Genomic DNA, 20,432 nt, shown 5'->3' on the forward strand with positions numbered 1-20,432 from the left:
ACCAAACGTATTACCTTTAACGAATAGTAAAATGTGAGATTTTTTGGAACTACCGTGGAGCAATTGCTCCACGGTTTCATTCTACTTAGAATCCACCCATGCCACTCATTTCTCCTGCACCCATAGGAGATGAAGCATTTTCTTTGCTTGGTACATCAACTATCATAGATTCAGTAGTTATCAGCACACTCGCAACAGATACCGCTGTTTCAAAAGCAATACGCACCACTTTTGCTGGATCAATCACACCAGCTGTAAACGCATTAGCATAATTCATAGCCTCAACGTTGTATATAAGCTCTTTATCATTCTGCTTAATCAAATAGTCAATTATAACAGCAGATTCAAGACCAGCATTTTTGACTAACCTTCTAATTGGAGCACTGAGAACTTTCTTGATAATGTTTATGCCTATTTGTTCCTCGTCACTTGCACCTTTTAATTTGTCGAGAACAGATGAAGCATAAAGAAGCGCAACCCCACCACCTGGAACTATACCTTCTTCAATTGCAGCTCTTGTTGCATGCAGCGCATCTTCGACTCTATCTCTACGTTCTTTAACTTCCACTTCAGTTGCTCCACCAACTTTGAGCACAGCAACGCCACCTGATAATTTCGCTAAACGTTCTCTTAGCTTTTCTTTATCATAATCAGAAGTTGAAGTTTCAATTTGAGATTTAATCTGCTCGATTCTAGCTTTCACACTGTCAGAATCGCTATTTTCGCTGACAACTGTGGTATTATCTTTAGTAATTTTAACATTTTTAGCCGTACCAAGATCATCAAGCGTGAGATCTTCCATCTTGATTCCAAGTTCATCTTTTATGACGTACTTAGCACCAGTTAAAGTTGCTATGTCTTCGAGCATCTCCTTTCTTCTGTCACCAAAACCTGGAGCTTTTACTGCAGCAACTTTTAAACCACCACGCAATTTATTGATAACTAAAGTGCTTAATGCTTCACCTTCGATATCCTCTGCAATAATAACCAAAGGTTTACCAGATTTAACAATAGCTTCAAGAATAGGAAGTAAAGGTTGAATAATATTTAATTTTTTCTCTGTAATTAATAGATAAGGATTATCAAGCTCCACGATCATTTTTTCATTATTTGTAATAAAATACGGAGAGAGATAACCGCGATCAAATTGCATGCCAGTAGTCAGCTCAACTTCTAACTCTTTTGAACCTTTACTCTCTTCAACAGTTATTACACCCTCTTTTCCAACTTTTTTCACGGAATCAGCGATACTATTACCTATATCCTTATCACCATTTGCAGAGATTATTGCAACTTGTGCCACTTCGTCTATTTTCTCTAGAGAAATTGTACGAGACATTGACGCAATTTCCTTTAATATTACATCTTTTGCCTTCTGTATTCCGTTTTTAATACCAACACGATCGTTTCCAGCAGCAATTGATTTTGAAGCTTCCATTATCATGTTGCTAGTTAGTATTGAGCACGTTGTTGTACCATCACCAACTTTATCGTTACATTGAGAACAACTTTGTGCAAAGATGCTTGCTATTACAGCGTTTAATGGTTTTTCAGGCTTGATACCCTTCATCACCTTATAACCATCTTTTGTAATTTCTGGTGCTCCATAGGGCTTATTAATCCCTACTGTTTTTCCTCTAGGTCCCGCAGTTATTGCTACCGTTGAATCCACTATTGCTGCGACTTCACGAAAGGCTTCTTGCAACTGCTCACCTGATACTACTACATTAGTCATTTTTATCACCTCTTGTTAATAAAAAATTTAGAAAACTATAATAAAACCATTTACAATGCGCTATGTTGCGCTTTGTTTCAGTTTAGTAAAATAAAGACTGCTACTTAATGACAGCAAGTATATCGGATTCCTTCATCACGATAAGCTTCTCATTATTATGTTCTATTTCTGTACCAGCCCATTGGCGATAGAACACTTTATCACCAGCTTTCACAGTTAAAGTTACGCGTTCGCCACTTGAATTGCGTGAACCTTCACCAATTGCTATAACTTCACCTTTAGTAGGTTTCTTTTCAGCACTTGATGGAAGCACAATTCCACCTTGCTTTTCTTCGCTAATAGGCTTGATCAGCACGCTATCATCTAATACATTTAAACTTATACTTGACATTTGTTTTTCCTCATCAACAAATTAACTTATAAGTTTATATATATATACTCGTAAGTTAGATTTCAAGGGCTGGAGCTTGTAAAATATGCACGCCATTATAAAATATGCACGCCAAAAGCAGTTTCTAAAAGAGCCTAATGTTATATAATAAAATTTAGATTTATTTATAGAGATTTCATGAGTTATATACCATTTTTAAGTCGTGGTGTGATAGTGCTATATGGGCCTGACACTAGAGATTTTCTGCAGGGTATTATAACCAATGATATTAATAAGTTGGATAGCCAAAAAGCCATTTACTCTTTATTGCTTAGCCCTCAAGGGAAATATCTATATGATTTTTTTCTTATTGAATATGGTAAATACACCTTCTTGGAGTGCGAAAACATACACTTGCAGCAAATAATCGAGAAACTAGATTTACTTAAAACTTATTTGAGGGTAAAGATTAAAGACGTTAGTGCACTATATAAGGTTGGGGTTTTGTTTAATACTAAGTTGGCGGAGTGTAGTAGTAAGTCACAAGTTATTTTTCAAGATCCAAGGCACAAGCTGCTAGGAATGAGGATCATACATAAAGATGAAATAAAAGAGCCGGTTGGGGATTTTACTCAGTATGAAAAAGTCAGAATTCAAAATCTCGTTCCAGATGGAGCGAAAGATATGGTGCAGAATTCATCATTTCCGCTGCAATTTTTAATCGATAAAGTAAACGGTATAAGCTTTAATAAGGGGTGTTATATAGGTCAGGAAGTCGTAAATCGAATGAGCAGACAAGAAATATTCAGAAGAAAACTTTACCTTGTTGAGGGAGATAACGCACTTCCAGATATTGGCACTAAAGTTACAAATGAAAATAATGAGGAAATAGGGGAACTGCGCTCTAGTGTAGACAACATTGGATTTGCATTGCTTAATACTGGAAAGAGCCATGCAAATTTATATGCTGGTGGGGTCAAGTGCGTTAAGACGTTGAAGTCTTAAGGTAGCACATATAGAAACGAAAAACTTGCTTGACACCCTTCGCCAGCACCCTTATCATAACAGTGAAGCTATTTCATTTAACTTCGCAATCTGTGCAGATTAAAACGACAAGGACTCCTGATATAATGTTGAACATTTTTTTTCTGCATTTCCGGGAATGTTCAAAAAAGTGTGTCAAACCGAAAAAAAAGTAATAAATTGATATAAAAAAATGGAGGTTTGACAATGAGTCAGAAAGTAGTAAACAGAACTACCGGTTTGGTAGATTACAAAGAACTGGAAGCAAATATACTGTCATCAATAAGGGAAGGCAGACCATTAACAGGAAGGGATGGAGCATTTACACCACTTATAAAAAAGCTGCTGGAGGCAAGTTTGGAAGGTGAAATAGAAAATCACTTATTAGCTGAAAGTGAAGAGAATAATCGAAGAAATGGGAGAAATGGAAAGACTTTACGGACAAGTGCACACTCACTTCTTCTTGATTTTTTGGTTTATCTTGTCTACCTATTTTGTCACTCTGCTGAACAGATATACTCAACTAATGGTCAATACATCTTCTATTAAAAATTGTACAAATTCATTGCCATTCCAGTAATTCATAGAGATTTTACCCAAAATAGCTTTAACATTACCCTGCATGATAGCAGAGCCAAGATGAGTATTTGCAGAACGAAATGCAATAGCTCTTACCATAACATTATCATCAGCAATAAAACATTTTATATGGTCAACTCCTATAACTTCAGGCTTTCTTATCTTTGCTCCTTGGATAATAAACCTTGGTTCAGGATTTCCAACTCCAAATGGTCCCAAGCGTTGCAATTGATTCCATAAAGACAAATTTATTGCTTTAGCAGTTACTATACTATCAGCTTTTAAAGTTTTCTCATTTATAGAGTTTGAAAATCTTTCAGTAAAAAAATCATGCAAATCATTTATTTTGTCTTCTTTAATTGAAAATCCTGCCGCCATACTATGGCCACCACCTTCAATAATCAAATTTATAAACTTTGCGGAAAGGACTGCAGCACCGATATCAACTCCCAAAATTGATCTACAGCTTGCTTTTCCTATTCCATTATTTAAAGATATCACTACTGTTGGCAAGTGAAACTGCTCCTTTAGCCTTGATGCAATTATACCAATTATTCCCTGGTGCCAATTGCCACTTATCATTATAAAATTCGCACCTGATTGGGCAGACTTTTCCGCTTGTGCTGTAGCTTCCAAGAGAGCCTCATTTTCTAACACTTTTCTTGCATTATTCAAATCTATTAATTTTAGCGCGATTGAATGTGCCTCTTCATCATCATCGGTGGAAAGCAACCTTGCACCAAGCGATGCTTCTCCAATTCTTCCTCCAGCATTTATGCATGGCCCAATACTAAACCCTAATCGAGAAACACTTGGTTTTTCAAGGATTCCCAAAGCATCAAATAAAACACGCAAGCCAACGTTTTTTCTTGTTGACATAACTTTTAATCCTTGTGAGACAAGTGCTCTATTGAGGCCTGTGATCTGCATAACATCACAGACAGTTCCCAGGGCAACCAAATCCAACAGATCAAATAAATCTGGTTCTTTTTTGTTGGTAAAAAATCCTTGCTCACGTAGGCTTTTATTAAGAGCAACAATTAGCAGAAATGACACTCCAACTGCTGCTAGGTTATGATAAGGAGAGCTCTCATCAAGGCGGTTTGGATTCACAACTGCTACGGCGCTTGGTAATTTTTCCGTACCAAGGTGATGGTCAACAACTATAATATCAAGACCAAAAGCCTTTGCATCTTCTATTGGTTGATATGCAAGCGTACCACAATCAACGGAAATACATAAATCAATTCCATTCTTTTTAAGTTGTAATAAAGCATCTGTGTTTAATCCATAGCCCTCATCAACACGATCTGGAATGTAGATTATAGAGTGTATATCGATTGCTCTTAGGTACCTGTTAATCAATGCTGACGACGTTGCACCATCAACATCATAGTCACCAAATATTGCAAGGTTTTCATCATTTTTTATTGCCCGTATTATACGAGAAACAGCTTTATCCATATCAAGAAGGTGAAAGGGATCTGGTAATAGCGATCTGATTAGTGGATATAAGAAGTCGCTTGCATTTTCTATGTTAACACCACGAGTAACCAATATTCTTGCTAATATTTCTGGTAACTCAAATCTCTGTGTAAGAGTTAAGATTTGCCTTTGATCTGCTTCTTGCAACTTCCACAATGCATTTGTTATGCTGCGCTTTTCAATTTCAAGTAGCATATTCTTTCTTTGTAAATAAAACTACTTTACCAGAATTTTTAAGCTTGTTCTATAATTGTATTAGACTTCTGCATAACCTAAACTAAGTAGAAAAAAGGTATCATCTAAGTAGCTGACACTGGTTTCCATCCAAGAGGGCAGTAGCCCCTTCGGTGTCATTCCAGCGCGTGACCAGGTCTTTTTAGCTATCATAGGATGACAGAAGCAGACACTCCACTTTGTCGTTCCAGTGCCTCCTTTTTTTGGGGTTCCAGCGTCACGCGCTACCTTCCGTATAAATATTAAAAAATTTACCAAATGAAAAAAAAGGCAAAAGAAGCCCCGTGGTTGGCTAATTACTTACATTATACTTTCAAGTATGGCGTTTTTTTATTCTAAACGCTTAATAACCGCGATTTAGTTGCTTTTAAGCCGCAACTAATCTAAATTACAAACGTTAAGAAATTTACTAAACAGAAAAAAAGGCAAAAGAAACCCTAGGGTAGCTAGTTATTCACTATCCATTTTTTAAGTTGGCGTTTTTTTATGTTTTAAATGCTTTATAAGCGTATTTCAGCTTGTGTAGGTAAAAACCTAGAAATTTGATAAAGACATAAGGTGCACATAGTGCAAAAAATTAAACATGAGACGCCAAATACGTTGAGTTTTTTTGTCATTTAATCTGTACAGAGAAGATAAATAAATAGCTTCAGTTTCATGATAAGGGCGCTAGCGGAGTTTGTCAAGTAAGTTTTTTCGTTTCTATGGGTCAGTTGGTACGCGCTTTGCCTTTTAACAGATGTAAAAGCACAATTATTACGAACAACATTCCACCAACAACTGATATAGCGCCACCTATAATGAAGCACGTGCGTGCTAACATTGATGAAATACTTGGCAGATCTGCAACTTTTCTTAAGGCACCATATCCACCAAGCCACACAAGACCAGTGATATGGAGAAAATGCCCTATACTGTAGGCATAAATCTGTAATTTTACGATAGAGTTTTTTACCTCTTTAAAGTTTAATTTGGGTAACAGCCAATAAATGAAATTCATAAAAGCTATAGTGATCCCAACTACAGAACCGTGATAATGAGCGGGAATGGTGACATTTCCTTCAATAGTCAACACTCCGAGCACATCTCCATAAGTGAACAACAAAAATGAATGTAATAAATAGTTGCTTTTATCATTAATAAAAGTTCTGATGTTGCAGCACACTAATATTATCAAAAAGCACGGCAAAACTGCTCCAGCAATCCTCATATGCCAAGTAAAAAACTGTATTAACTTGGCACTATCAACTGGATAAACAAAATATACAAACGGTGCGCCTACAGCTAAAATCGTGTTTATAAATAGTGGTAAAATAGTAATTTTATTGTTTGAAGCTAAACTAATATCATTGGAACTTAGCATTATTAAATAGACTAAAAACATTCCTTGAGTAAAAGCAAACTGCAATAAATGTCCGCCTCCCCAAAAGAGATATTCGTAAAATAAATTATTATCTGAGTGATATAGACCTGGAGGCATATTATTATATGCTAAAACAAAGCAAAGAAATGACGATACAAGTATAATAACTAGCCCAATTTGTCCCATGCAGAGGTATGAGGCTTGCTTATTTGACATATATGCAAGAACTGCATTTATTAATATGCTGGCAATAAATAAACTGAGTCCAAGTAAAAATAATTTGTTTTGTAATACGGGAATATAGTTACTTTTGATAACTTCAGTGTTTGGAACGAATGCGGATATAAACATGAGCAGCATCGAAAGGGTTGATAGAACCCATGAAAAGTTAAACCAACTATTGGTATTTTGTAGGTTTATGATAAAGAGCAGAGATATTATAGAGCACATCCACACTAAAATTGACAAGTTCACGTGTATTACCAGCGCATTATCAAAAATATATTGTGCAGAAGGAACAAGAGAGGAGATAAAAGGCAATCGTAGAAAAATAACAATTATTGACAGTAACCCAGAGCAAGCAAGAGCACATACTGCCAAGAACATCCATTTTCTACAGAGCGGAGCGTTGTCTTGTATATTAAGCACAATCTTTTTTCTCAATTTTGTTCAATACAATATATAACACTGCAATAATACCTAAAACATAGCAATAGTATACGTGTGGCACGACTGCCAAAGGTGAAACTCCAGCAATAGTGCTAGCCAAAAGCAATTGAGCGCCATACGGTATTAATCCTTGAAATACACAAGAAAATATGCCTAGCCATGCTGCACTATAGTGAGGCGGTATTTCATATTTCTTAGCAATATCTCTAGCAATTTCACCGCTAAAAATTATAGCGATGGTATTATTTGCAAGTAAAATATCAAATATACTGACTATTTTTGCAATAAATAACTGCGCTGTTTTTTGTCCACCACGTTGTATCATAACCCAAGATGAAAGTTTATCTGCAAACTCCTTAGAATTTTTACCTACCAGTCCTGAAAGCCCGCCAACCATCAATGACAGTAGCATAATTTCATGCATACTCATAAACCCCTTAGTGATGTTTTGGCTTAAAAACAATAAACCATGATTGTTGTTATTTATAAATCCAATGATTCCAGCAAAAGTTATGCTTAAAACCAATGCCGTAAATACATTTATTCCAAAGTTTGCAAGCAATATAAGTATTATGTAAGGAGTCACAAGCAATAAAGAATACTCCTTAACTGAAATAGCAGCACTATTGCTTGAGCTATAAAATAATATAATTATTGTGAATATAGAAGCAATTAGTGCCACTTTTGCATTCAGTTTTAATTTTTTCTTTATATCAGCCTTTTGAGACATCACAGATGCAATTGTAGTATCAGAGATAATAGATAAATTGTCGCCAAACATTGCTCCTCCTACAACGGTTGCAACTCCTAAGGAAGGAGAAATCCCAGCTTGTGTCAGTTCAACTGCAATAGGAGCAATTGTTGCAATGGTGCCCATTGATGTACCAATAGCAGTGGAGATGAAAGCTGCTACAAAAAATAATCCTATGAGTAAAAATTGTGTTGGTATAAATGAAAGAGCCAAATTAACTGTGGCATTAGCACTACCGATTGCTTTAGTTACTTCACTGAATGCACCTGCAAGTAAGAAAATGATACACATAGTGATAATATTACGATCTCTTACCCCATCTAGAAAGGCATACATTTTTTCTTCAGTATTGCCCTTGTATAAAACCCAACCCAGAGCTATGGCAGGAACAATGGCTACCAGTGGAGATAACTGATAAAAAGCATTTGACACGCCAAGAATAGTAAAATATATACCACTTCCTACAAAAAGAAATAGGAACAGTAAAATAGGCAAAAAATTTGTAAGATAAAACATACCTCAGCTCTGATAAATGCAAATCAACTATGATATAATTTATATTATTATAAACCACAGTTAGCACCTTGACCAATGTTTTTCTAGAAAGCAATCTACCAGAAAAGGTTTCCATGAAAAGGACTATTATAATATATCATCTACTTGAATTAAACTGGGAGATAGAATAAGTAAAAAATATGAATGACATAACAACAAAGCAAGTCATATCCTTATGGGATGCACAAGTTGGTGGATTTTTGCCGGATAAAAGAGAAATGGAGATTGATAATATTTTTTTAATCTAATGCTTCAATGTTTCCGACATAGGAAAAGTATCATCTTTACTTTCTATAGAGGAAGGCACACTATTTTGATTATCATCACCATCAATTGGAGTAGTAGGGTGCATTAAAGCAACTTTCATAACTTCATCAATATTCTTAGCAAAAACTACGTTGATCCCCTCTTTGATGCTTGCCGGAATCTCTTGCATATCTTTCTCATTTTCACTTGGTATAATCACAGTTTTGATTGATCCTCTGAGCGCTGCAAGCAATTTTTCTCTTAAGCCCCCAATAGCTAAAACTCTACCACGCAATGTCACTTCGCCTGTCATAGCAACATTTTTGTTAACTGGTATATTCGTCATAAGAGAAACAATAGACGTACATACCGCGCCGCCAGCAGAAGGGCCATCTTTTGGTACTGCACCCTCAGGTACATGTAAATGTATATCATTATTTTGGAATTTTTCGGGCTTTATACCAAAAAACAAACAATTTGATCGAATATAACTATACGCAGCTTTTATAGATTCTTGCATAACCTCTCCAAGCTTTCCTGTGTATTTTATTTCTCCCTTGCCCGGAATTAGGACTGATTCTATCATCAAAATATCACCACCTGTTTCAGTATAGGCGAGCCCAGTTACTATTCCTACTAAACTCTCATTTTCCGCAATGCCAAAGGTATATTTACGTACCCCTAAATAATCTTGTAAATTGTCAACCCCTACGGATATTTTCTTATTTTTATCAGTCAATATTTCTTTAACTGCCTTTCTCATGAGCTTTGCAAGCTCCCTTTCCATACTCCGCACACCACTTTCACGTGTATATAAACGTATCAACTCGTATAACGCCTCATTAGTTATGTCCCATTCCTTCTGATACAAACCATGCTCCTTCTTTAACTTCGGAATAAGGTGGTGTGTAGCAATACTGATTTTTTCATCTTCAGTATACCCGGACAATTGTATAATTTCCATCCTATCACGCAAAGGATGTGGTAAATTTAAGCTGTTTGCCGTAGCTACAAACATTACACTTGAAAGATCAAACTCAACTTCCAAGTAATGATCCGTAAAGTGTTTATTGTGCTCAGTATCTAAAACCTCAAGTAATGCAGATGCAGGATCGCCACGCGAATCAGAACCCATCTTATCTATTTCATCAAGCAGAAAAAGCGGGTTGCATGAATTAGCTTTTTTCATGTGTTGAATGATTTTACCAGGCATTGAGCCAATATAAGTTTTCCTATGCCCTCGTATCTCAGACTCATCACGCACACCACCAAGAGCTATGCGAACAAAATCTCTTCCTACTGCTCTTGCCATAGACTTAGCTAAAGAAGTTTTACCAACACCTGGCGGTCCAACTAAGCAAAGTATAGGACCTTTTATCTCTTTTACTCTTTTTAATACCGCTAAAAATTCTATTATTCTATCTTTTACTTTCTCTATGCCATAATGATTTTCATCTAAGATTTTTTTAGCTGCATTTAAGTTAATTTTTGCATCTTTGTACTTTCCCCACGGCAAATCAAGTAACCAATGCAAGTAACTAGATATAACTGTAGCTTCAGGAGAAATGGGATTCATTTTCTTGTATCTCTTCAAATCAGTTATAGCTTTCTCTCTTGCTTCCTGAGAAAGCTTTGTTTCATTTATCTTTTTTTCAAATTCATTGAGTATATTCCCTTCATCACCATTCTCAAATTCGCCTAATTCTTTCTGTATAGCTTTCAATTGCTCGTTAAGGTAGTAAACTTTCTGAGTGCTTTCAACTTGCGATTTAATTGTCTTATATAAACGGTTTTGTGCGTTCAAAATACTCATTTCTCTCTCAATAAAAGCAAAAGCTTTTTTAAAACGCTCTTCTGGGTCATAAGCCTCAAGTATACTTTGTTTATCTGATACTTTTATATTTAAATGTGAAGCTACCGTGTCTACAAGTTGATCAACTTCTTTGATTTGATCAATGGAGTTAATGGCAACCTCGGGTTGATTTTTCTTGTTTAGCTTACACCAGCTATCGAACGCGTCTACAACAGACCGCCTTAAAGCTTCTAAATCAATATTGTCTTCATCTTCTTTATAATAATTGTCTAACTCTACCCTGGCTTGTAATAAAGTATGAGAGCTAATATATTCTACAACTCTTCCCCTTCTTATCCCCCGGATTATAACTTTTACTGCATTGTCAGGTAATTTTATTAACGGTTGTACAATGCTTGCTAACACACCTACTTCATAAAGATCTTCAGGCTCTGGATTATCAACAGAGCCATCTTTCTGTGCTACAAGAAAAATCTCATTTTGGTGATTACTACTACTTATTGCATACTCTAGTGCATTAACAGATTTTTCTCTGCCTATGAATAAAGGCACCATTATATTTGGAAAAATTACTACATCTCTTAAAGGTAATACTGGCAATGCAGTAAAACTAGAGCTTACAGCACGTTCAATGTTCATAATATATGCCTCAAATTAATCATTAACCGTTATAACATTGCCATTGTTATTATGATTAACCGTTGCTTTTCCTAATTCTACCATTTTCTTAGTGATTACTATAGTGCTACCTTCAAAGCCTCCGTTTCCAGATGTATACATAATGTCAAGCAAAAGTGACTCCAAGATAGCACGTAACATTCTTGCACCTGTTTTGTAGCTTATAGCCTTTTTAGCAATAGCTGATATTGCTTCATCTGAAAACTCAAGGTTTACTTTGCTAAACGCAAGCAATGCTTTGTACTGTTTTATTAGTGCATTCCTTGGCTCTGTCAACACATGTATTAAATCTTCATGATCCAGCTCATCTAAAACAGCAGTTATTGGAACCCGCCCTACAAATTCGGGTATTAAACCGAATTTGATTAAATCTTCAGGTTGAACATCATGTAAAGCATTCTTTTTCTTTTGCTCTTTAGACTGACTTATATCTGCTCCAAAGCCAACTGACGTTCCCTTTTTTCTCGCTTCAATAATTTTATCGAGGCCTTCAAAAGCTCCTCCACAAATAAACAGTATGTTACTAGTATCCACTTGTATAAACTCTTGTTGTGGGTGTTTTCGCCCTCCTTGTGGCGGAACATAAGCAACTGTACCCTCCATAATCTTAAGCAGAGCTTGCTGGACCCCTTCACCTGAAACGTCACGGGTTATTGAAGTGCTTTCAGATTTTCTTGTAATCTTGTCTATTTCATCTATAAACACTATACCACGCTGTGCTTTTACAACGTCATAATTTGCAGCTTGTAATAAACGCGACAACACGCTTTCTACATCATCACCCACATAACCTGCCTCAGTTAAAGTTGTCGCATCAGCCATAGCAAATGGCACATCTGAAACTTTAGCAAGTGTTTTGGCTAGCAAAGTCTTACCAGAACCAGTGGGACCAATAAGCATTATATTTGACTTCTCGATTTCAATATCACTTATAGCATGAAATTGTACCATGGATTGACAATGGTTATACATAGCTACAGATAAAACGTGTTGCGCGTGTTCTTGACCTACAACATGCTTGCTGAGAAAGTTTTTTATATCCTCAGGTTTCTTTAGTAATAGCTTCATATCAGATATACGATCTGAATTAAAAGATCTATCTTTCTTTTGACTTATTGCTTTATGGGATAATTCTATGCACTCATTACAAATAAACACCTTTAAACCATCCGAAGAGTTAGTAATCAATTTATCTACTTCATCTTGCGCCTTGTTGCAAAAAGAACAGTAGTGTAAATCATTATTGTTATCCATTAACCCACCTTTTGTTTAACTTTAATATTTTCAATTTCAATATCTGTACGCTCAGCTATCACCCTGTCAATTAAGCCAATTTTCCTTGCTTCTTCAGGATCCATGAATTTATCTCTTTCCATCATTCCTTCAATTTTCTTCAGTGAATTTCCAGTATGTTTTTCATAAATTTGATTTAGTTTTTTCTTAACCCGCAAAATTTCATTAGCATGTATTTCTATATCAGTTGCTTGACCATGATAACCACCAGATGGCTGATGTATCATAATTCTTGAATGAGGTAGAGAGTAGCGCTTACCTTTTGTACCAGCTGCAAGCAATAAAGAACCCATAGACGCAGCTTGACCTATACATAAAGTTGAAACGTCTGGGTTTATATACTGCATTGTATCGTAGATCGACAAACCAGCAGTTACAACACCACCTGGTGAGTTGATGTACATACAAATGTCTTTATCGGGATTTTCCGATTCTAAAAATAAAAGCTGTGCTACTATTACACTGGCCATATTGTCTTCAATAGGACCTGTTACAAAAATTATTCTTTCTTTCACTAGTCTTGAATATATGTCATAAGCGCGCTCACCGCGACTAGTTTGTTCAACTACAATTGGTATAAGAGTCATACCTTTTCCTATTAAATATTATCAAATAATTCCTTTAATTCTTTCACAGAAACAATCTGCTCTTCTTTACTAACTTTTTCTATTATATAATCTGTCACTTTATACTCAAGCGCTTGCCCTCTAACTAATTCTTGAAATTGTTTATTTGATTCAAAATGCTTAAGTACTCTGTCAAACGGTACATCCTTACTGACATATTGATTTACAATAACATTCAAAACATCATTTTGAGTTAATGATATTTTATGTTCTGCACTAAATTTCATAAATAACATAGCAAGCTTTACACGTTTTTCAGCTTCTTTACGAGAATCATTTTGAGCACCCAATTCTCCTTCCATTCTTTGTTGCTCCTGTTTTACTATGTCTGTGGGTAAATCAAAACTATAATTAGCATCCAAATAATCAAATAGCTCTTTTTTAATTAAGAGATTTCTCATTTCGGTGCACTGATCACCAATCATTTTTTTTGCATGACTTATTAGCAAAGAATAATCTTTAAAACCAATACTCCTAGCTATTTCATCATCATTTTCAAAATCTTTGGCAATTTGAATCTCATTAACTCGCACAGAAAAATCAGCTTCCTGTCCTGCAAGGGAAATGGCTTGGTAATTTTCAGGAAATTTCAACTTAAAGTTCTTTGTTTCTCCCTTTTTCATACCAGTTAATTGATCTTCAAAACCATTAATAAATGTGCCAGACCCTAAATTAACGGCAAAATTTTTGCTACTTCCACCTTGAAAGAGCTTATTCCTAATCCGCCCTTCAAAATCAATTATCAATTTATCCCCATCTTTCGCTTGATAAGAAGCATCATCAACAGAGGCGAAATTGGGGAACTTTGTTTTAATAGAATCAATAAATTCTTTTATATCTTCCTCTTCAATCTTTGCTTCAATTTTCTTTAAGTTTATTTTGTCAAGATCTATCACTGGTACTTCAGGCATCGACTCAAAAGATAGCTTGTATACAAAATTGCCCTCCTCATTTTCTTTGCCCAGATCTGGTAATGATATAACATCAACCTTAGGATAAATGTGAGACTTGACTTCAATTTTTTTCATCAAATCACTTGAGCAATAATCAATTGTATTATTTATCACATATTCCAAAGCCTCGTTTTTATAATTTGCAACAACAAGGTCATAGGGCATCTTTCCAGCCCTAAATCCAGGTGATTTTGCATTTTCTGCTATCTCTTGCAACCTGGAATTTACCTTTTGTTTTATATAATCACTACCAACTGTGATTTCATACTCATACTTTAGTTTATCTATACTAAGCTCTTTGTAGGTATATACGCTACTTACTTCGACTGTATTTTGAGGTATATTATTAGACATCATAATTCATTTATTAACATTTTAATTCATATCTTAATAGAGTCATTTTACCAGAATTTAAGTTAAACACAATCCTTAAGAACAGGTTTTTATACAAACAAAAGTGTATTTAGTGATTATAAATTTTCCCTTAAAACCTAAGTTACATGACTTTAAAGTGCGGATAGAGGGACTTGAACCCCCACGAGCAAGCTCACCAGGACCTAAACCTGGCACGTCTACCAATTCCGCCATATCCGCAAGAAATTTTCATTACCCTATTATAGGTATTCCATTAAAAATATTCAAGGTTTAAAGTCTTACTTAATTTATGGTATTTACACAATCAAAAAAGCTTATTAACATTTCTTAATGAAAGCTCTAAACCATGAAAATCAATAATGAGATTAATAACAAGCTTCTTACTCGCAATTTTTTTGATTACACAAAGTGGTTGCACAACCCTTATAATAGGTGGTGTGGTGGCTACAGCGACAGCAACAGCAATAACAATGCAGGACAAATCCTTGGGAAATATCATTGATGATACGACTATGGTCATCAGAATTAATAAGGGGCTCTTAAAACATGGGCTATTTTCATCCATAAAGGTTAAAGTAAGTGAAGGAAGAGTATTGCTCATTGGAAGTGTTGACACTCCTGAAAAACAACTTACAGCAGAAAAAATAGCTTGGCAGCAAAAAGAAATTAAAGAAGTGATAAATGAAATAAGAGTAATACCAATTCAAATGGCTTCCATGCTAGACACCACTGTAGATGGCATGATAACAGCGGAAATAAGAACAAGACTTCTGGGAAAAAGAAATATTAAGTCAATTAATTATAGCGTTAATACGGTTGATAGAGTTGTTTATTTGATGGGTATAGCCCAAAATAAAGCGGAATTAAAAGCTGTAATAGCAATTGCAAGAAAAGTAAAGGGAGTAAAACAAGTTGTAAGTTATGTACGATACAGGTACAGTAAGTTACGCCATTAGGCAAAAATCGCTTTCAAATTATAACATTTGTACAGTTGTGACAATAGGTAGAGAACATAAATGAAAATTGCCTTTCAGATGGATGAAAATATAAATTTTGAAACTGACACTACATTCGTGCTAATAAAGGAAGCACAAAGGAGGAAGCACGAAGTTTTTGTCTATGCTCCTAACAATTTAGCACTAAAGCTAAACCATCCAATTGCTCTGGCTCAGAAAGTCAGCGTTGATGATTTTAGTTTTATCTCTAAAGAGGATGTAGCAATCAACTTGAATGAAATGGACATCATATTTATCAGACAGGATCCACCCTTTGATATGCGTTATATTACAACAACATATATCTTAGAAAAAACCAGCGCATTGGTAATTAACAATCCAACAGAAATAAGAAATTGTCCTGAAAAATTGATAACTTCATTATTTCCAGAGCTAATTCCGCCAACTTTGATTACTGAAAATATATCAATGATTAGAGATTTCTACTACAACTATCAAGATATTATTCTGAAGCCATTGTATAGTTATGGAGGAAACGATGTGATAAGAATACAAGATGAGAATAGTATTCAAGTAGTAGTGGATCTCATGATAGCAAAATACGAATGCCCTGTGATTGCACAATCATTTTGTAAAAACATAGATAAAGATAAAAGAATATTGCTGCTTTATGGCCAACCAATTGGTGTAATGAAACGAATTCCAAAAATCAGTGGAGAGATCAGGACAAATGTGCGGCTTGGAGCAAGTTTTGAACCCGCTCAAATGAACGATAGGGACAATGAAATATGTAACAAAATTGGTCCTGAATTAAAGAAAAGGGGGCTAATATTTGTTGGTATTGATATTATAGATGACTTCCTGCTCGAAATTAACACAACTTCACCCACGGGAGTAGTTTATATCAATAAATTGTATAATATATCGCTAGAAAAGGATCTTTGGGACGTGTTTGAAGAAAAAGCAAGCAGCCATCAACTAAACCTGTGAACAATCACCTTAACAAACTCAGTAGTCCCATTCTTTATCCCTGTTTTTTCTGTACTATTGGTCATATCACGCAATTTTTGAGAATTATTTAATAGATCAAATAGTACCTCTGTTAGATTTTTTTTTGCTTCACTATTCTGCTCAACTATTATAGCTGCTCTCGAGTCTTCAATATATTTTGCGTTATAAAATTGGTGATTATCTTTTGAGTAAGGGTAAGGAATATATATAGCAGAACGCCTAGCAAGAGTGATCTCTGCTATTGAAGTTGCTCCTGCTCTGCTAATTACCAAGTGAGCATTGGCCAGTCTATTCTTCATATCATCAAAAAATTCACTCAATTCACAATCGATCTTTTCACTTTTGTATAGACTTTTGACCTTGTTTACATTTTTCTTCGTACATTGCTGCGTCACTCTAATTTTCTTTTTCATTTTAATAGGTAAATCACAAATTACGCTGCTTACTACATCATCAAAAAAATTTGCACCTTGGCTGCCTGCTATGACCAATATATTTAGGATTTTCTCAGTGCTAGAATGGCTCTGTGCTTTTATATCAACAAAATTTCCTGTAAAAATACATTTATTGCCCTCTGCATATTTAGTCTCCGGAAAGCTGGTTGCAATTAATTTTGCACTCTTGAAAAAGAATCTATTTACTCTCCCTAAAACTGTGTTTTGTTCATGTAAAATTATAGGTATAGAAAGAACTCTTGCTGCAAGAAGAGTTGGAAAAGAAGCATAGCTACCAAAACCAATGACCGATTTTGGTTTTAATTTTCTTACTTGATACAGTGCTAACATAGAGCTGTATATCAAGAAAAGGAAAAACTTAAATTTGTTGCTGCTTGGTCTACGTAATGGTAAGGTGTAGCTTTCTATGTCGGTATTTTTATTTGTTTTTTTATCAGTGAATAATATGCAATTGTATCCTTGTGTCTTTAGTGCTTTTGCTAAAGCTATGGCCGGAAAGATATGCCCACCTGTGCCACCTGTTGCTAAAATAATATCCATCTGTAAATAATAAATCCTAGATTGTTAACTGTTATTTAACAATTTGCACGTAGAATTTTATTAAGCGTTATGATAGTTGAGTTAAAAATGCCTAAAAGTAATAGTAAAAAAGAACCTAATGAGAAAAATAAACCTCAAGAACAAAGAGAAGGCAGAAGCGGAGGTTTTTTAGAACTGCTAAAAAATATAATAAAAATTCTTTTCAATTCGGTCGTTGACCTACCTGAGCACGAGCAGCATAATAAAATGAAAAGCACTAATCTACAACAAGGTTTGGATACTAAAGGAAAAGGCCCAGAAGATCTTCATCCAAAGGCAAAGCTTGAAGTCAAAGAAGCAGCTAAGGGATTGAAAGAAGAGTTACAGAATTCTGATGCTGGTGGTAATCAATCTATTGAAACTAAAGTGCCTAATCAAACTACTACTCAAGACATTGACAACTCTAAAACAATGGAACGTTAATTCAACTATTTAACATCTGCAGCAAGCACTGATTCGTGTATCATCTCTGAAATGGTTGGATGAGGAAAAATCGTAGATTTTATGTCGAAGTCTGTTCCTTCTAGTTGCTTTGCAAGAGCAAAATTGCTAATTAACTCCGTTACTTCTGCACCTATCATGTGGCTACCCAGAATTTCTCCGGTTTTTTTATCTATAATCGTTTTCACTAACCCTTCAGTTTCACTGAGTGCAACAGACTTACCATTAAAGTTAGAGTGAAATTTTCCTATTTTTATATCATACCCACCTTTTATTGCCTGTTCCTCAGTAAGGCCGATGCTCGCTATTTGTGGATGAGAATAAGTGCAATTTGGTATGCATTCTTTTTTTAACGCATGAGTACCTTTACCAGCAATCTTTTCAATGCAGATCACGGCTTCATGGCTCGCTTTATGTGCTAAACATGGTGGGCCAGCTACATCACCTATTGCATACACATTTGATTCACTAGTTTCATACCATTCATTTATTTCAATAAAACCAGAAGGGCTTAATTTAATTTTTGTATTTTCTAAACCTATATTTTCAGTATTTGCCTGAATGCCAACCGCAACAATCACCCTATCAAATTCTTTGCTCTCACCACTACTTAGTAGCACTTGAGCAGAGTCTTTATTTTTAGTCAAAGCTTTTACGCTACTATTTGTATATATTTTTATCCCCTGTTTTGTGAATATTTCTTGTGCTAAATCTGAAATGTCTTTATCCTCCAGCGGCAAAATAGTGCTCTTTATCTCTATGATTGTTACATCAACCCCCAAAGTACTATAAAAACTTGCAAATTCTATTCCAATTGCACCAGACCCTATAATTAGTAGCGATTTTGGTAATCTCTCTGGAGTCATAGCGTGCTGCGCATTCCATATTAAATCTCCATCTGCCTCTATTCCAGGCAGATTCCGTGCCCTCACGCCTGTTGCTAAAATGATATGCTTGGAAACAATTTCTTGTTCTTCCTTATCGCTAACGACTTTTATAGTACTATTACCTGCAAGTTTACCAAAACCTTGATGAACTTTGATATTATTTTTTTTCATCAAATATGCAACACCACTTGACAATTTATCAACAACGTTTCTTGAATATTTCACTATTGATTGTATATCAAAACTCGCTTCCTTTACTTCTATACCAAACTCTTTTGATCTTTTTATTAGCCTATAAACCTCAGATGCTCTAAGCAGTGATTTTGTTGGTATACATCCCCAATTTAAGCATATACCGCCTAAATTTTTTTCTTTTTCCACAATTGCAGTTTTAAACCCAAGCTGTGCCGCCCTAATTGCCGCTATATAACCACCAGGACCGCTACCTATAACCGTAATATCATACTCATTCATCAGTTTTCTTCGTATTCAAAAAGATTATATATAACAGATGGAACCCATACAATCAATGGTCTGTCATCTACCGTCTTAAGAGTCAAGATAAAAGTTGTTATTTTTTATCATGGCATTTAAACAAACGATAATTTTTCTCATGACAGCAACTAATGCAACCTTAGCAGCTTTGCCAGAATCAACCAAACGCTGATAAAACGCTTTCATTTTTCTGTTGTGGCGCATAGCAACAAGAGCTGACATGTATAGTGCTTTCCTTGCATAAAACCTGCCTCCTTTGATTTGAGCTTTGCCAACTTTTCTTCCACTTTCACTAGTTTTAGGTGCAACTCCAACCAAGCATGCAATTTCTCTATTCTCTAATCTACCAAGCTCAGGCACCTCTGTCAGTAGAACGCTCGCCGTCTTTGATCCAATACCTTTATAGCTGATTAAAAGCTCATTTTTTCCTTTCAATTCAGGGTCAGAATCTATTGTGTCTTCTATGTCTTGCCTAATTTCTTTCAATTGTTTTTCAGCAAACCCTATCTGTCTTTCTATGTATTCTCTAGCTTTTCCCGTCGCACTTTGCAGGCGACACTTGTTTGCATGAATTGCATCATTTAAATTACGCTCAACTGCCCCCAGCTCCTTTAATTCCTCTTGCTTTTTTGAAATTACACATCCTTTTACTTCACCGTCTTTACTGACAAATTCAGCGTATTTTTCCAGTAATTTAGCATCTAACTTGTCAGTTTTTGCAAAATGATTGCAAGCTTTGGCAAATGCATATACCCGATTCGGGTGAGCTTTATGGACAGTTATCTTGCAACAATTTTATAATGAGCTTTTCATAGCCACCAGTTTACACATAACTTGATGGGTAAATCGACTATATTTGT

16 protein-coding genes, 1 tRNA gene and 2 pseudogenes are annotated in these 20,432 nt (G+C 35.3%); 5 read left to right on the forward strand and 14 right to left on the reverse strand.

The genetic code is table 11. The annotated features are described in order from the left end of the window. Positions 1 to 85 precede the first annotated feature (85 nt). Both groL and OOK97_RS03330 read right to left on the reverse strand, forming a co-directional pair. Positions 86 to 1,735, reverse strand: a complete 1,650-nt coding sequence (groL, locus tag OOK97_RS03325; protein WP_155968879.1) for a chaperonin GroEL — start codon at positions 1,733 to 1,735, stop codon at positions 86 to 88. Between the two features lie 100 nt (positions 1,736 to 1,835). Continuing rightward, positions 1,836 to 2,117 carry a co-chaperone GroES gene (locus OOK97_RS03330; protein WP_173862895.1) on the reverse strand — a complete coding sequence of 94 codons (282 nt, stop codon included), beginning with the start codon at positions 2,115 to 2,117 and terminating at the stop codon, positions 1,836 to 1,838. Positions 2,118 to 2,303: 186 nt separating this feature from the next. Between OOK97_RS03330 and ygfZ the strand changes: the two genes are divergently transcribed. Continuing rightward, positions 2,304 to 3,110: a CAF17-like 4Fe-4S cluster assembly/insertion protein YgfZ gene (ygfZ, locus tag OOK97_RS03335; protein WP_264705618.1), complete on the forward strand. Its 807-nt coding sequence runs from the start codon at positions 2,304 to 2,306 to the stop codon at positions 3,108 to 3,110. 225 nt (positions 3,111 to 3,335) lie between these two features. Further along, positions 3,336 to 3,593, forward strand: a pseudogene (locus tag OOK97_RS03340) (IS256 family transposase); the annotation flags it as partial. Between the two features lie 54 nt (positions 3,594 to 3,647). Here the strand turns inward: OOK97_RS03340 and recJ are convergent. The 9 genes from recJ to OOK97_RS03385 all read right to left on the reverse strand — a co-directional run bounded on the left by recJ (position 3,648) and on the right by OOK97_RS03385 (position 14,967). Then, positions 3,648 to 5,387 carry a single-stranded-DNA-specific exonuclease RecJ gene (gene recJ, locus OOK97_RS03345; protein ID WP_264705619.1) on the reverse strand — a complete coding sequence of 580 codons (1,740 nt, stop codon included), beginning with the start codon at positions 5,385 to 5,387 and terminating at the stop codon, positions 3,648 to 3,650. Between the two features lie 60 nt (positions 5,388 to 5,447). Beyond that, positions 5,448 to 5,684 carry a hypothetical protein gene (locus OOK97_RS03350; RefSeq protein ID WP_223823092.1) on the reverse strand — a complete coding sequence of 79 codons (237 nt, stop codon included), beginning with the start codon at positions 5,682 to 5,684 and terminating at the stop codon, positions 5,448 to 5,450. Between the two features lie 451 nt (positions 5,685 to 6,135). Next, positions 6,136 to 7,437 (reverse strand): cbb3-type cytochrome c oxidase subunit I, encoded by a 1,302-nt coding sequence (locus tag OOK97_RS03355; protein ID WP_264705620.1) that lies wholly within the window; start codon positions 7,435 to 7,437, stop codon positions 6,136 to 6,138. Next, positions 7,430 to 8,725 (reverse strand): Na+/H+ antiporter NhaC family protein, encoded by a 1,296-nt coding sequence (locus tag OOK97_RS03360; RefSeq protein WP_264705621.1) that lies wholly within the window; start codon positions 8,723 to 8,725, stop codon positions 7,430 to 7,432. The genes OOK97_RS03355 and OOK97_RS03360 overlap by 8 nt, the downstream gene beginning before the upstream one ends. Positions 8,726 to 9,008: 283 nt before the next feature. After that, a complete protein-coding gene (gene lon / locus OOK97_RS03365) occupies positions 9,009 to 11,462 on the reverse strand; it encodes an endopeptidase La (protein WP_264705622.1) in 2,454 nt (817 codons plus the stop codon). Between the two features lie 15 nt (positions 11,463 to 11,477). Then, positions 11,478 to 12,755 (reverse strand): ATP-dependent Clp protease ATP-binding subunit ClpX, encoded by a 1,278-nt coding sequence (gene clpX / locus OOK97_RS03370; protein ID WP_006279985.1) that lies wholly within the window; start codon positions 12,753 to 12,755, stop codon positions 11,478 to 11,480. Further along, entirely contained in the window at positions 12,755 to 13,381 is a 627-nt protein-coding gene (gene clpP, locus OOK97_RS03375) for an ATP-dependent Clp endopeptidase proteolytic subunit ClpP (protein ID WP_006280254.1), read from the reverse strand. Before clpP ends, clpX begins: the two co-directional genes overlap by 1 nt. Positions 13,382 to 13,392: 11 nt before the next feature. Further along, a complete protein-coding gene (gene tig, locus OOK97_RS03380) occupies positions 13,393 to 14,727 on the reverse strand; it encodes a trigger factor (protein WP_264705658.1) in 1,335 nt (444 codons plus the stop codon). Positions 14,728 to 14,885: 158 nt separating this feature from the next. Beyond that, a tRNA-Leu gene (locus OOK97_RS03385) sits at positions 14,886 to 14,967 on the reverse strand. A gap of 140 nt (positions 14,968 to 15,107) precedes the next feature. On the opposite strand from OOK97_RS03385, the gene OOK97_RS03390 reads away from it, so the two are divergent. Beyond that, on the forward strand, positions 15,108 to 15,704 hold the full coding sequence (locus OOK97_RS03390) for a BON domain-containing protein (protein WP_006279461.1): 597 nt from the start codon (positions 15,108 to 15,110) through the stop codon (positions 15,702 to 15,704). Between the two features lie 60 nt (positions 15,705 to 15,764). Continuing rightward, positions 15,765 to 16,694: a glutathione synthase gene (gene gshB, locus OOK97_RS03395; protein WP_264705623.1), complete on the forward strand. Its 930-nt coding sequence runs from the start codon at positions 15,765 to 15,767 to the stop codon at positions 16,692 to 16,694. On the opposite strand, the gene murG is transcribed toward gshB, so the two are convergent. Continuing rightward, positions 16,679 to 17,710: an undecaprenyldiphospho-muramoylpentapeptide beta-N-acetylglucosaminyltransferase gene (gene murG / locus OOK97_RS03400; RefSeq protein WP_264705624.1), complete on the reverse strand. Its 1,032-nt coding sequence runs from the start codon at positions 17,708 to 17,710 to the stop codon at positions 16,679 to 16,681. The genes gshB and murG overlap by 16 nt on opposite strands. 69 nt (positions 17,711 to 17,779) lie before the next feature. Between murG and OOK97_RS03405 the strand changes: the two genes are divergently transcribed. Beyond that, positions 17,780 to 18,172: a hypothetical protein gene (locus tag OOK97_RS03405; RefSeq protein ID WP_006279962.1), complete on the forward strand. Its 393-nt coding sequence runs from the start codon at positions 17,780 to 17,782 to the stop codon at positions 18,170 to 18,172. 5 nt (positions 18,173 to 18,177) lie between these two features. Here OOK97_RS03405 and lpdA read toward each other — a convergent pair whose 3' ends face one another. Both lpdA and OOK97_RS07605 read right to left on the reverse strand, forming a co-directional pair. Beyond that, positions 18,178 to 19,551 (reverse strand): dihydrolipoyl dehydrogenase, encoded by a 1,374-nt coding sequence (lpdA, locus tag OOK97_RS03410; RefSeq protein ID WP_264705625.1) that lies wholly within the window; start codon positions 19,549 to 19,551, stop codon positions 18,178 to 18,180. Positions 19,552 to 19,626: 75 nt separating this feature from the next. Then, positions 19,627 to 20,395 (reverse strand): annotated as a pseudogene (locus OOK97_RS07605) (IS110 family transposase); the annotation flags it as partial. Positions 20,396 to 20,432 lie beyond the last annotated feature (37 nt).

The sequence above is a fragment of the Wolbachia endosymbiont (group A) of Gymnosoma rotundatum genome, assembly GCF_947250765.1.
Taxonomy (GTDB): domain Bacteria; phylum Pseudomonadota; class Alphaproteobacteria; order Rickettsiales; family Anaplasmataceae; genus Wolbachia; species Wolbachia pipientis.

Coding starts and splice junctions, on each gene's coding strand:
- groL (WP_155968879.1), bottom strand. CDS start 1,735: ATGACTAATGTAGTAGTATCAGGTGAGCAGTTGCAAGAAGCCTTTCGT.
- ygfZ (WP_264705618.1), top strand. CDS start 2,304: ATGAGTTATATACCATTTTTAAGTCGTGGTGTGATAGTGCTATATGGG.
- recJ (WP_264705619.1), bottom strand. CDS start 5,387: ATGCTACTTGAAATTGAAAAGCGCAGCATAACAAATGCATTGTGGAAG.
- OOK97_RS03360 (WP_264705621.1), bottom strand. CDS start 8,725: ATGTTTTATCTTACAAATTTTTTGCCTATTTTACTGTTCCTATTTCTT.
- lon (WP_264705622.1), bottom strand. CDS start 11,462: ATGAACATTGAACGTGCTGTAAGCTCTAGTTTTACTGCATTGCCAGTA.
- clpX (WP_006279985.1), bottom strand. CDS start 12,755: ATGGATAACAATAATGATTTACACTACTGTTCTTTTTGCAACAAGGCG.
- clpP (WP_006280254.1), bottom strand. CDS start 13,381: ATGACTCTTATACCAATTGTAGTTGAACAAACTAGTCGCGGTGAGCGC.
- tig (WP_264705658.1), bottom strand. CDS start 14,727: ATGTCTAATAATATACCTCAAAATACAGTCGAAGTAAGTAGCGTATAT.
- OOK97_RS03390 (WP_006279461.1), top strand. CDS start 15,108: ATGAGATTAATAACAAGCTTCTTACTCGCAATTTTTTTGATTACACAA.
- gshB (WP_264705623.1), top strand. CDS start 15,765: ATGAAAATTGCCTTTCAGATGGATGAAAATATAAATTTTGAAACTGAC.
- murG (WP_264705624.1), bottom strand. CDS start 17,710: ATGGATATTATTTTAGCAACAGGTGGCACAGGTGGGCATATCTTTCCG.
- OOK97_RS03405 (WP_006279962.1), top strand. CDS start 17,780: ATGATAGTTGAGTTAAAAATGCCTAAAAGTAATAGTAAAAAAGAACCT.
- lpdA (WP_264705625.1), bottom strand. CDS start 19,551: ATGAATGAGTATGATATTACGGTTATAGGTAGCGGTCCTGGTGGTTAT.